The organism is Stenotrophomonas testudinis, assembly GCF_024499815.1.
Taxonomy (GTDB): domain Bacteria; phylum Pseudomonadota; class Gammaproteobacteria; order Xanthomonadales; family Xanthomonadaceae; genus Stenotrophomonas.
Genome location: NZ_JAMOKY010000035.1, coordinates 1 through 12,350, shown reverse-complemented (window position 1 = coordinate 12,350; position 12,350 = coordinate 1). Strand labels below are relative to the sequence as shown.

Below are 12,350 nucleotides of genomic sequence, written 5' to 3'. Positions count from 1 at the left end.
AGGGATCCGACCCCTCTTCATCAATCGCCGAGCAGGGCGGTGTTGCGGACGGCGCCCTTGTCGGCGCTGGTCGCCAGCAGTGCGTAGGCCTTCAGTGCGCTGGTGACCTTGCGCGGGCGGGCTTCACGCGGCTTCCAGCCGCGCGCATCGGCGTCGGCGCGGCGCTGGGCCAGGGTGGCGTCGTCCAGCAGCAGGTCGATACGGCGGGCGGGGATGTCGATGCGGATGCGGTCACCGTCTTCCACCAGGCCGATGGTGCCGCCGCTGGCGGCTTCCGGCGAGACGTGGCCGATCGACAGGCCCGAGGTGCCGCCGGAGAAACGACCATCGGTCAGCAGCGCGCACTGCTTGCCCAGCCCCTTCGATTTCAGGTAGCTGGTGGGGTAGAGCATTTCCTGCATGCCCGGGCCGCCCTTCGGGCCTTCGTAGCGGATGACCACGACGTCGCCGGGCTGCACTTTGTCGGCCAGGATGCCGGCCACGGCCGCGTCCTGGCTCTCGAACACGCGTGCGCTGCCCTCGAACACGTGGATGGACTCGTCCACGCCGGCGGTCTTCACCACGCAGCCATCGATGGCCAGGTTGCCGCGCAGCACGGCCAGGCCGCCTTCAGCCGAATAAGCGTGTTCGACGCTGCGGATGCAGCCTTCGGCGCGGTCCACGTCCAGCGTGGGCCAGCGCGTGGCTTGGCTGAAAGCCACCTGGGTGGGAATGCCCGCCGGGCCGGCACGGAAGAAGTCGTGCACGCTGGATTCGTCGCTGACCGCCACGTCCCAGCGCTCGATGGCATCGGCCAGGGTGCGGCTGTGCACGGTCGGCACACTGGTATCCAGCAGGCCGCCACGCGCCAGTTCGCCGAGAATGCCGTACACGCCGCCGGCGCGGTGCACGTCTTCCATGTGGTACTTGGGCGTGTTCGGCGCCACCTTGCACAGCTGCGGCACGCGCCGCGACAGCGCATCGATGTGGGTCAGGTCGAAGTCCACTTCGGCTTCCTGCGCCGCGGCCAGCAGGTGCAGGATGGTGTTGGTCGAGCCGCCCATGGCGATGTCCAGGGTCATCGCGTTGGCGAACGCAGCCTGGGTGGCGATGCCACGCGGCAGCGCGCTTGCTTCCTCGCCGCCGTACCAGCGATGGCACAGTTCGACGATCAGGCGGCCGGCGCGCAGGAACAGCTGCTCGCGGTCGGCGTGGGTGGCCAGGGTCGAGCCGTTGCCGGGCAGCGACAGGCCCAGCGCTTCGGTCAGGCAGTTCATCGAATTGGCGGTGAACATGCCCGAGCAGGAACCGCAGGTGGGGCAGGCGCTGCGCTCGAATTCGGCGACCTTTTCGTCGCTGGCGCTTTCGTCGGCGGCGATGACCATCGCATCGACCAGGTCCAGCTTGTGCTCGGACAGCCTGGTTTTGCCGGCTTCCATCGGGCCGCCGGAGACGAACACCACCGGAATGTTGAGGCGCAGCGCGGCCATCAGCATGCCGGGGGTGATCTTGTCGCAGTTGGAAATGCACACCAGCGCGTCGGCGCAGTGTGCGTTGACCATGTACTCGACCGAGTCGGCGATGATCTCGCGGCTGGGCAGCGAGTACAGCATGCCGTCGTGGCCCATGGCGATGCCGTCGTCGACCGCGATCGTGTTGAATTCCTTGGCGACGCCGCCGACCTTCTCGATCTCGCGCGCGACCAGCTGGCCGAGGTCCTTCAGGTGCACGTGGCCGGGCACGAACTGGGTGAAGGAGTTGGCGATGGCGATGATCGGCTTGTGGAAGTCGCCGTCTTTCATGCCGGTGGCGCGCCACAGGGCGCGGGCGCCAGCCATGTTGCGGCCGGCGGTGGAGGTGCGGGAGCGGTATTCAGGCATGGCTGGCGGAACGGGCGGGCCGTACAACGTGGGGGTCGCTCGATCATGGACAATTTTTTCGGTTGCTGCTGCAACCACCGAAGGCGGTCTGGCAGGGCTTGCAGCCCTGCACCTGCCCAATCAACGTCAACGTCAACGTCAAAAGCGGGGTGTCCGTGGGATGGCGGGGTGGGTCCGGTGGCAGGGGACGGCGCAAGTACGTCCATGTAGCCTCGGTCGCGCCATCCATGGCGCTCACGCCCCTGCCACCGGACCCACCCCGCCTCCGACAGTTGGCCGGCGGCCAGTAGACCCACGCCATGCGTGGATGGAGGTCAGACGGAAAGGCGAAAATGAAATTCCGTTCATCTTTCCCACTTTGCCGATTCCGGTTGTTGGTACGGATTTGGCATCATTGCGGGAATTGATCCGATTCGGAGGCATGACGCCATGAAGCGTTCCCGCACCACCGCGCTGCTGCTGATGAGCGCTGCACCCCTGCTGTTCACCGCCTGCCAGAAGGAAGAGCAGGTGCAGGTGCAGGAAGGCCTGTACACCTCCGTGCAGGCCTGCACCGAGGCGACGGGCGATCCGTCCTCGTGCCGCAACGCCTTTGCCGAGGCCCAGCAGAAGGCGGCCGACGCCGCGCCGAAGTACGCCAGCAAGGAAGCCTGCGAACAGGACTACAAGCCCGAGCAGTGCGTGCAGCAGCACACCTCGGCCGGTACCTCGTTCATCGGCCCGATGATGATGGGCTTCTTCATGTCGCAGATGCTGAGTAACCGCGGCGGCCTGGCCCCGCAGGCGCCGGCCTCGGCCCCGGCCTACCAGGACAAGAACGCCGGCTGGGCACGTCCGGCCCCGGGCGGCACCGGTGGCATGAACACCGCCAGCGGCATCGGCGCCGGCAAGGCCGGCCTGGCCCCGGTCAGCAGCGAGCCGAACCGTGCCGTCACCGCCAGCCGCAGCGGCTTCGGCAGCACCAGCGCCCGCCGCAGCGGCGGCAGCTTCGGCGGCTGATCGACCCATGCAGCGAATTCGCATTGCCGAGCGCGCCCACTGGCGGGCGCGCGCGGAGGAAGCCGGTTTCCGCTTCCACACCATCGACGGCCAGCCGTACTGGGATGAAAGCGCGTACTACGCCTTCACCCTGCGCCAGATTGAAGTGGACATCGAAGACCCCAGCGCCGAGCTGCACCAGATGGCGCTGGACCTGGTCGGCGATGTCATCGCCAGCGAGCGGCTGATGGACCAGCTGGCGATCCCCGCGCACTACCGCGACTGGATCGCCGAAAGCTGGCGCCAGCGCCAGCCGCATCTGTACGGGCGACTGGACCTGGCCTACGACGGCACCGGCCCGGCCAAGCTGTACGAACTGAACTACGACACGCCGACCTCGCTGTTCGAGGCCAGCTTCTTCCAGTGGCAGTGGCTGGAGGACCAGCGCAACGCCGGCCGCCTGCCGCAGCACGCCGACCAGTTCAACGGCATGCACGAGGCCCTGGTCGAGCGTTTCGGCGAGCTCGCCGCGCGCCTGCCGCCGCCGCTGTACTTCAGCGCCGTGGGCAGTTCGGACGAGGACCGTGGCACGGTCGACTACCTGCGTGACTGCGCCGCCCAGGCCGGCCTGCAGGGCGAGGCCATCGCCATCGAGGATATCGGCCTGTCCGAGGACGGTCGCTTCACCGCGCTGGACGACACAGTGATCGGCACGCTGTTCAAGCTGTACCCGCTGGAAGACCTGATGGCCGAGGAATTCGGTCGCGCGCTGCCCGGTTCGGGCATCCAGTTGCTGGAGCCGGCGTGGAAGGCGGTGCTGAGCAACAAGGGCATCCTGCCGCTGCTGTGGCAGCGCAACGTCGGCCACCCGAACCTGCTGGAAGCGCACTTCGATGATGGCAGCGCGCTGGCCTCGGGCTGGGTGCGCAAGCCGCTGTTCTCGCGCGAAGGGGCCAACATCGAGATGCATCTGGCCGATGGCAGCACCCAGCGCAGCGACGGCCCGTACGAAGGCCCGGCGATCATCCAGCGTGCGCATCCGCTCACGCGCTTCGAAGGCGGCTATCCGCTGATCGGCAGCTGGGTGATCGGTGACCACGCCTGCGGCATCGGCATCCGCGAGGATGACAGCGCGATCACCCGCGACAGTGCGCGCTTCGTGCCGCATGCGATCGTGGACGAGGCGCCGACGCGGATCTACGTCTGATGGCGGTTCGGCGGCCCTTGGGCCGGCGCGGGCGAACAACGCCGGTGCCGGGGCGGCACTTCGATGATGGCCGCACGCTGCACGCCTTCGCCGGGCGCGTGGCCGTGCGCTGCCATCGCTGTGACACGCCGGGCTGGGTGGTCGCCAGCTGGCAGCCTCACCGCTGGACGGCGCGCTTCCGTTGCACCGGCTGCAGCGTGGCGCTGGACAGCGGTGCTTGGGTGGGCGCGGTGCGCATCGATGGTCGCCGACCGTGCGGTTACTGCGGTCACCAGTGGGTGTGCGTGCACCAGCATCGGCCGTCGGCCTCCGCGGCCGTGCCCGAGGTGTTGCCGGCCAAGTGCGCGCAGTGCGGGCGCACCAGCGAAGTGAAAGTCAGCGTCTGCCCGCTGCGCGATGCCGAGCCGGCAGATCCGCATTTCGGCCTGCCGCTGCGGTTGCTGGAACCTACCCGCGCGGGCCTGCTGTGGGCCTACAACGCCGAGCACCTGCAGGTGCTGCATGAGTACGCGACGTCGGCACTGCGCGAGCACGGCGGCGTGCACAACGCCTCGATGTTCTCGCGCCTGCCGCGGTGGATGAAGCTGGCCCGCAACCGGGTACTGCTGCAGCGTGCGGTGGAACGGTTGCAGCGGCGTTTGCTGCAGGAGTAGGTAGTGCCGGCCGCTGGCCGGCAGCCGAGCATGGGCTCGGCTCTACAGGAATCGGGCCGTCTGTAGAGCCGAGCCCATGCTCGGCTCCGGTCAATCGCAGGGTCAGAGCAGCCCTTCGCGCTTCACTGCCAGATACCGCTCCACCAGCGCGGCAGGCAGGGCGTCGGCGGTCACGTCCAGCACCATCACCTTCTCGCTGCGCAGTGCTTCGTGCGCCTTCGCGCGCTGCTGCAGGTACAGCGCGGCGGCGCCGGCCTGGGCGGCATCTTCCAGAGTCTGCACCTCGCCTTCCAGCGCGGTATCCAGTTCGCGTTCGCGCAGGCTGGCCACGCATACCAGGTGGCGGCGCTGCAGCAGGCGTACGGCGGCCAGCAGGTCTTCGATGTCTTCGTCGCGCACGTTGCTGACCAGCATCACCAGGGCACGCCGGCGCTGCCGCAGCGAGACTTCGGTGGCGGCCGCCAGGTAGTCGGTGGCTACGGCCTGCGGCTGCAGGTCGTAGCTGGCGCGCAGCAGGTATTCCACCGTGCCCATGCCGCGCTGCGGCGCCACCCAGCGGCGTTCGCCACCCACCGCGAACAGGCCGGCGGCATCGCCCTGGCGCAACGCCAGGTAGGCCACCACCAGCGATGCGTTCAAGGCATGGTCGAAGTGTGAGAGACCGCCTTCGCTGGCCAGCATGCGCCGGCCGCTGTCGAGCATCAGCAGCAGCTGCTGGTTCTTCTCGTCCTGGTACTCGCGCGAGATCAGCTTGCGCGCGCGGGCGGTGGCCTTCCAGTCCAGCTGGCGCAGGCTGTCACCGACGCGGTACTCGCGCATCTGGTGGAAGTCGGTGCCTTCACCACGGCGGCGCTTCACGTGTGCGCCCACCAGGCGCGAGGCCTGGTCGGCACTGAACAACGCGAAGCGGGTGAGCGGCACGAAGTTGGGATAGACCCGCACGTCCAGCACCGGCGGCAGCGTGCGCTGCTGCCACCACAGCCGCCACGGCGAGCGGATGCGCACGTCCACGCCGTCGAACTGGAAGCGCCCGCGCTGCTGCGGCTGCACCTGGTAGTGCAGGGTGCTGGCGTGGCCGGCGCGCAGCTGCAGGCGCTGCGGCAACCCTTCCAGCGGCCAGCCGCCGGGCACGCGATCGAACACCTGCACCTGCATCGGCTGCTCGGCGAACAGGCGCAGGCCGATCTCGCGGCGCACGCCCAGCGCAAGCGCTTCGGGCACCTGGCGCTGTACCTGCGGCGATGCACGTCGCCACTGCCGCCAGAGATCGACCAGTGCCAGCGGGGCCACCAATGCACCGGCCACGGCCCAGCTCCAGTACGGCAGCAGGCCAGCCAGCACCACGCCGCCCAGCGCGGCCCAGGCAGCCAGCAGGACCAGCAGCAGCGGCGCAGGCCTCATCGGCGCGGCGCTTCCACCTTGGCCAGCAGGGCACCAAGCACGTCGTCCGGGCCCTGGCCTTCAATCTGCAGTTCCGGTGCCAGTGCGATGCGGTGGCGCAGTGCCGGCCGGGCGATGTCACGCACGTCGTCGGGGGTGACGAAATCGCGGCCAGCCAGCACCGCCTGCGCACGCGCGGCACGCACCAGCGCGATGCTGCCGCGCGGGCCGGCACCGACGGCGATGCCCGGCCAGGAACGGGTGGCGGCCACGATGCGCACCGCGTAGTCGATCACTTCGTCATCGACGGTGATGGCGGCGGTGGCCTGCTGCAGCGCCATCAGTTCGCCGGCGCCAAGCACGCGCGGCACCTGGCTGAGGTCGAAATCGCTGGCGGCGCGGCCACGGGTGATGGCCGTGACCATGTGCTTCTCGTCTTCCAGCTGCGGGTAGTCGATCAGCACCTTCAGCAGGAAGCGGTCCAGCTGCGCTTCCGGCAGCGGGTAGGTGCCTTCCTGTTCCAGCGGGTTCTGCGTGGCCAGGGCCATGAACGGCGGCGCCAGGGTGAAGGCCTTGCCTTCGATGGTCACCTGGCCCTCCTGCATCACTTCCAGCAGGGCCGACTGGGTCTTGGCCGGTGCACGGTTGATCTCATCGGCCAGCAGCAGATTGGTGAACACCGGGCCGCGGCGGATCTTGAAGCTCTCGCTCTTCGGGTCGTACACCGCATGGCCGCTGACGTCGCTGGGCATCAGGTCGGGGGTGAACTGCACGCGCCCGTAGTCCAGCTCCATGGCCTGTGCCAGCGCACGCACCAGCAGGGTCTTGCCCAGCCCGGGCACGCCCTCGATGAGCACGTGGCCGCCGGCCAGTAGTGCCACCATGATCTGGTCGAGCACGTCGGCCTGGCCGATGAAGGCGCGGCCGACGGCATCGCGGATGGCATCGACGCGTTCGATCAGGCGGGCGGCAGCGGCCGCCGGAAGCTCAGGGGCATCGGTCATAGCAGGGATCTCATCTGGAGCAGCAAGCGGATGCGCTCGCGCAGGGCGGAGGAATCGTGCGGCGAAGGAGCGGTGAGGGCGGTGGCCACCCGGCTGGCGGGCCACTGCAGCACCTCGGCGATGGCCTGGTCGCGGGCAGCGCCGTCCAGTGCGGCCGCCACCGGCGCGCGCAGGCGCAGGCGATGCAGGAACAGCGCCTGCACCGCGTTGTACAGCTGCGCGCCCTGGCCGAAGCGCAGCAGCAGCTCGCCACTGGCACGCACGTGTTCCAGCAGCGAGCGGCGCTCGACCACCGGCGAAGGCAGCACGCTGCCCAGCCGCTGCGCGCGCGCCCACAGCCAGCCCAGCATGGCCAGCAGCAGCGGAATCCACACCGGCCAGCCCTGCAGCACGATGCGCGCCAGCAGCGTCGGCGGGCGACTGCCGTACACCAGCCACACCGTGCCGCGCCCGTAGTTGGGATCCAGCAGGTGGCGGGTCAGGTCGCGGTGGGAAAAATCATGCAGGCCGCCACGCTGCGGTGTGTTCTTGGCCGTCACCCCTTTGCGCGGCAGCGGGGTGGCGCCCGCGCCGCGCATGAAATCCATGTCGGCCAGTACATCGATGCGGCCCTTGCCGTGGCGCAGGCGGGCGAAGGCCAGCCCCTCCTCGTTGCCCCAGCGACGCTCGGCGTCGGCGCTGGCCCGGAAGCCGAGGCTGAAGCGGCGGCCGTTGCAGAACTCGACGTGGTTGGGATCATCCACCACATGGAACGGCTGGCAGTCCTTGCCATGGAACAGGCTTTCCACGCCGATGCGGTCCAGCAGCGGGCCCTGCGTGGTGCTGGTCTTGTCCTCGCCCGGCGGCTGCGTGCGCAGCAGCAGGTGACCACCGCGGGCGACCCAGTCCAGCAGTGCCTGCGCGGTGCCCGGCGGCATCTCGCGGGTGTCCTGCAGCAGGACCACGGTATCGGTGTCGGCCAGGGTCATCCTCGCCAGCTGCAGGCGTTCGCGCGACTGCACCTCGATGCCGTCGGCACGCAGCGCCTGCCCCAGCACGTACAGTGGGTTGTAGCTGGCTTCGCCGCGCGGCGGCAGCACCACGGTCTCGGTGACCTTCTCGTGCGTGCGCAGGAACAGGATGGTCAACGGCACGCCCAGCAGTACCAGCAGGCCGAGCAGCAGGGCCCAGAACGCGCGCGGGCTCATGCCTTCCACCCGAACTGCTGGCGCAGGGTCGCGGCCAGGCCATCGAACTCATCGCGCGTGGGCAGGCGGCCGCCGTACGCGGCGTACTGCCACATGCGCACGATGCGGGCGAACAGCTCGCGGTCCGCCGGCTGCGGCATGCGCCGCGAAGCACGCAGGCACTGCGCTTCGGTGGCGCCGGGCGGCAACGCGTTGCCGGTGCGCTCGACCAGGGTGCGCACGCTGGCGCGGTAAAGCAGGGCCAGGGCCTGGCGCGGACGTCCCTGGTCCCACAGCAGGCCGGCCTGGGTGGCCACGTCCGGCGGCAGCACCACCGGCAGCTCCACGGCCTCTTCCTGTACGCGCGGTGCGTCCTTCGGCGTGGGGCGGCCGGCGCCACGCAGCCACGGCCACCACAGGCGCGCGGTCAGCAGCAGCACCAGCACCAACCCGCCGAGCAACGCCCACAGGCCCCATTCGGCCACCCGCGCCAGCAGCTTCAGGCCGCGGTTGCGTTCGCCATGCTTCTGGCCGGCCTTGTCGTCCTTGGTGTCTTTCTTCCCGGCCTTCTTTTCCCCCGTGGCGTCGTCGATCGGCTTCCACTCGGTGACCTGGCGGACCGGCCGCTGCAGCGGATCCTCGTAGGCACGGTTCACCGCCTGGCGGAAACCGGCCGTGTCCACCTGCTGCTCGCCGAAGATGCCGGCGGCGGCATTGGCCGGATCATTGGCGGCGTTGGCTGCTTCGCCGTCGTCCTCGCCTTCGTTCGCGTCGGTCTGTCCAGCCGCCCGGGCCTCGTCGGCGACCTGGCGGGCAGTGTCCGCATCGGCGTCCTGCGCGTGGGCGGGGGCCAGCGGCAGTGCCAGGCACAGCAGCAGGGCCAGCGTCGATGCCGCCGGCAGCAGCCGCTCGCGCAGTCGGCGCAGCGCGATCTCCACGTCCCACGCTTCCATCTGCGTGCGCCGGTTGAGGTACAGGCCGAAGCCGGCGCCGACATAGAATGGGCCGACCAGGGCAGCGGCCAGCCAGCTCAGCAGGTTCAGCAGCAGGTCCGCCCACGGCGGGGTCTCGACGCTGATCATCGCCCAGGCCGCGCGCCACGAGTCGGGCAGCAGTTCCAGCGGAATGAACATGAAGACCGCGGCGATCGCGCCGAGCACCAGCACCAGCTCGAAGCCGAGGCAGATCAGCGCCAGCAGGATTGCCGGCCCGGCGGCGCCGGCGGCCACCGCGCGCCGGCGTGGGGCGCGCTGTGCGGGTGCGTTGCCTTCCAGCAGGTTGACCGGCAGGCACAGGCTGCGCAGCAGGCTGAAACGGCGCCAGCCAAGGTAGCCCCAGAAACCGGTACCGCCCCAGTGCCGTTGCGCGGCCAGTGCCGCACGCGCGCCGACCGTCTCGCCGAAGATGCCGCGTGAGAGCACGTACAGGGGCGCGCGCTCGAACAGCGGCTTGAACCACCACATCGCCAGCGATGCCCAGGCGAAGCCGTCCAGCCACCAGGCCAGCGCGTTGAACAGCACGAACAACGGCGCACTGGCCAGCAGCCAGCTGCCCCACACCGCGCGCGCATGGCGGCGGGCAAGGGCGGTGCCCAGTTCCATCGCTTCCCAGCCGCTGCGCGCACGCAGGGCCACTTCCAGGTGGTCAATCCGCACGTTCACCCCCGCGACCACCGCGCCACAGCCACAGCAGCACGCCGGCCCACAGCACGCCGGCCACGCTGTACTTGGCCCAGGCCGGGATCTGCGCGATCGATGACCAGAACGCTTCCACGAAGGCCGCCAGCAGCAGCATGAAGGCCACGCCCAGGCACAGGCGGGCGCCGATGCGGCCGCCTTCCACCAGCGCGTCGATGCGGCGGCGGCGACCGGGCGCCAGCAGTTTCATGCCCAGCTGCAGGCCGGCACCACCGGCGATGACGATGCCGGTCAGTTCGAAGGCGGCATGGCCGACCACGAAGCGCCAGAACGGATCGCCATGGCCGATCTGCTGCAGGTGACCCGCCACCGCGCCCATGATGACGCCGTTGAACAGCAGCACCAGCAGCGTGCCCAGCCCGGCCAGCAGGCCGCTGGCGAAGGTGCGCAGGGCGATGCTGATGTTGTTCATGATGTAGTAGCCGAACATCATCCAGTCGGTGCCGCTGTCACGCCCCAGCCGGTCCGCAGCCGGGTCGTACATGCGTTCCATCTCGGCGATCTGGCTGTTGTCCATCAGCAGGTGCACGCTGTCCGGGTACAGCTGCACCACGGCGAAGCAGGCCAGCGCCGGCACCGCGAACATCGCCAGTGCCACCCACATGCTGCGCGCCTGGCTGCGCACCAGCATCGGGAAGTCGGCCATCAGGAATTCCAGCGCCCGCCGCCAGCGCACCGGCGGCGTGCGGTACAGCACGCTGTGGCCCTGCTGCATCAGCTGCTGCAGGCGCTGCACCAGCTGCGGGCTGTAGCCGCGTTCGCGGGCCAGCGCCAGCTGCTGGCACAGGCGGCGGTAGCGCTGGGCGAAGGCGACGTCACCCGGATCAGCGGCTTCGGGCCTGCGCCGCCGGCGCCGCGAAGCATCGGCGCGCTGCTGCAGCCAGTACTCCAACTGCTGCCATTCGTGCTGGTGGCGGGCGACGAACTGTTCCTGCTTCATCGGCGGCCCAGCAGCCAATTGGCCATCGCATACAGGCGCAGCACGCCCACCTGGCCGGATGCACCGGTCAGCGGCTCGGCGATGCCCGCCAGTTCCTGCTGGCGGCCCGGCGACAGGCGGGGCGCGCGTTCGGCAAAGGCGAGGACGGCGGCCTGTTCCTGCGGGCGCAGCGGCTGCGACGGCACCAGCACGCTGTCGATGGTGGCCGGTGGCGGCAGGTAACGCATCGGCTCGTGCACTACCACGGTGCCGGCCACCAGGTCGCCGAGGCGGCGCCCGTAGGGATCGAACAGGCTGCTGAGCAGGCCCAGGGCATAACCGAACGGCAGCATGTCCACAGTACGCAGCAGGTTGCGGGTGATCGAGGCCATCCAGCCCACCGGTGCGCCATCGCGCGACAGCACGCGCAGGCCGAGTACACGCTTGCCCAGGGTGCGGCCCCACAGCGCTTCGCAGACGATCGGGTAGGCCCACATCAGCAGGAACATCGCGGCCATGTAGATGCCGCGGCCAAACTCATCGAGCAGGGCCAGCGGAATGGACAGCAGCACCAGCGCGCCGAAGCGGATGGCCAGGTCGACCAGCCAGGCCAGCGCACGTGGCATCGGCCCGGCGGTGGGCAACTGCAGCGGCACGCCTTCCGGCGTTACCACCTCGCGGTAGGTATCGAGCATGGGCGCGGTCATCAGTGCGATGGCCGCGGATGTGGGCGCTGGAGTCCTCTCCGGCGTGCTGCCACAGGCATGGGGGTCTCGACGGTTCCTGGTCGGGCCCCGACTTTAGCAGAGCCCAGTGGCCGACGAAGCGGCTCAGCCCAGGTATTCGTCCTTCAGCCGCACGTAGTGGTCGGCCGAATAATGCAGCGACTCGATCTCCTTGTCGCTGAGCGTGCGTGCCGGACGCGCTGGGTTGCCCACCCACAGCTCGCCCTCGCCGACCACCTTGCCCGGGCCGACCACGGCGCCGGCGCCGACGAAGGCATGGCGCTCGACGCGCGCACCGTCGAGGATGCAGGCGCCCATGCCGATCAGGCTGTAATCGCCGATGGTGCAGGCGTGGATGATGCAGCCGTGGCCGACGGTCACGCCTTCGCCGATCAGGGTCGGGTAGCCGGCCTTGTTGTACGGGCTGTGGTGGCTGACGTGGATGATGGTGCCGTCCTGCACGTTGGTGCGGGCGCCGATGCGGACATGGTTGACGTCGCCGCGGATGACCGTGCCCGGCCAGATGGAGACATCGTCGGCCAGCTCCACGTCACCGATGAGGGTGCAGGCCGGGTCGACGTACACGCGCTGGCCGAGGACGGGCATCTTGTCGCGGAAGGGGCGCAGGGGGTTCATCGCTGTCTCCAGGTGGGGCAAACACGACGATGATACGCGGCAGAGACATCGGTAGCGGGGGGGGGGGGGGGGGGGGGGGGGGGGGGGGGGGGGGGGGGGGGGGGGGGGGGGGGGGGGGGGGGGGGG

The 12,350-nt window shown here is 69.8% G+C and carries 11 protein-coding genes; 3 read left to right on the top strand and 8 right to left on the bottom strand.

The genetic code is table 11. The features are described from left to right. Positions 1-20: 20 nt before the first annotated feature. Positions 21-1,859, bottom strand: coding sequence for a dihydroxy-acid dehydratase (gene ilvD / locus NQ204_RS15760; protein ID WP_256644354.1), 1,839 nt, complete (start codon positions 1,857-1,859; stop codon positions 21-23). 429 nt (positions 1,860-2,288) lie between these two features. Between ilvD and NQ204_RS15755 the strand changes: the two genes are divergently transcribed. From NQ204_RS15755 to NQ204_RS15745, 3 genes are read left to right on the top strand one after another with little or no spacing between them, the layout of a single operon-like run. Further along, positions 2,289-2,858, top strand: a complete 570-nt coding sequence (locus NQ204_RS15755; protein ID WP_079224108.1) for a DUF1190 domain-containing protein — start codon at positions 2,289-2,291, stop codon at positions 2,856-2,858. Positions 2,859-2,865: 7 nt separating this feature from the next. Continuing rightward, a complete protein-coding gene (locus tag NQ204_RS15750) occupies positions 2,866-4,044 on the top strand; it encodes a glutathionylspermidine synthase family protein (protein ID WP_200751538.1) in 1,179 nt (392 codons plus the stop codon). After that, positions 4,044-4,697, top strand: a complete 654-nt coding sequence (locus NQ204_RS15745; protein WP_116864174.1) for a hypothetical protein — start codon at positions 4,044-4,046, stop codon at positions 4,695-4,697. Before NQ204_RS15750 ends, NQ204_RS15745 begins: the two co-directional genes overlap by 1 nt. 102 nt (positions 4,698-4,799) lie before the next feature. Here NQ204_RS15745 and NQ204_RS15740 read toward each other — a convergent pair whose 3' ends face one another. From NQ204_RS15740 to NQ204_RS15710, 7 genes are all read right to left on the bottom strand, one after another. After that, positions 4,800-6,098 (bottom strand): DUF58 domain-containing protein, encoded by a 1,299-nt coding sequence (locus tag NQ204_RS15740; protein ID WP_116864173.1) that lies wholly within the window; start codon positions 6,096-6,098, stop codon positions 4,800-4,802. Next, positions 6,095-7,081 carry an AAA family ATPase gene (locus tag NQ204_RS15735; RefSeq protein WP_256644353.1) on the bottom strand — a complete coding sequence of 329 codons (987 nt, stop codon included), beginning with the start codon at positions 7,079-7,081 and terminating at the stop codon, positions 6,095-6,097. Before NQ204_RS15735 ends, NQ204_RS15740 begins: the two co-directional genes overlap by 4 nt. Continuing rightward, positions 7,078-8,268 carry a DUF4350 domain-containing protein gene (locus NQ204_RS15730; RefSeq protein WP_256644352.1) on the bottom strand — a complete coding sequence of 397 codons (1,191 nt, stop codon included), beginning with the start codon at positions 8,266-8,268 and terminating at the stop codon, positions 7,078-7,080. Before NQ204_RS15730 ends, NQ204_RS15735 begins: the two co-directional genes overlap by 4 nt. Continuing rightward, a complete protein-coding gene (locus NQ204_RS15725) occupies positions 8,265-9,902 on the bottom strand; it encodes a DUF4129 domain-containing protein (protein ID WP_256644372.1) in 1,638 nt (545 codons plus the stop codon). The genes NQ204_RS15730 and NQ204_RS15725 overlap by 4 nt, the downstream gene beginning before the upstream one ends. Then, the gene (locus tag NQ204_RS15720; RefSeq protein ID WP_116864171.1) at positions 9,892-10,884 is read right to left on the bottom strand and encodes a stage II sporulation protein M; all 993 of its coding nucleotides are present in this window, start codon (positions 10,882-10,884) and stop codon (positions 9,892-9,894) included. The genes NQ204_RS15725 and NQ204_RS15720 overlap by 11 nt, the downstream gene beginning before the upstream one ends. Beyond that, positions 10,881-11,570: an RDD family protein gene (locus tag NQ204_RS15715; protein ID WP_116864170.1), complete on the bottom strand. Its 690-nt coding sequence runs from the start codon at positions 11,568-11,570 to the stop codon at positions 10,881-10,883. The genes NQ204_RS15720 and NQ204_RS15715 overlap by 4 nt, the downstream gene beginning before the upstream one ends. A 123-nt stretch (positions 11,571-11,693) precedes the next feature. Then, positions 11,694-12,224 (bottom strand): gamma carbonic anhydrase family protein, encoded by a 531-nt coding sequence (locus tag NQ204_RS15710; protein WP_108770379.1) that lies wholly within the window; start codon positions 12,222-12,224, stop codon positions 11,694-11,696. Positions 12,225-12,350 lie beyond the last annotated feature (126 nt).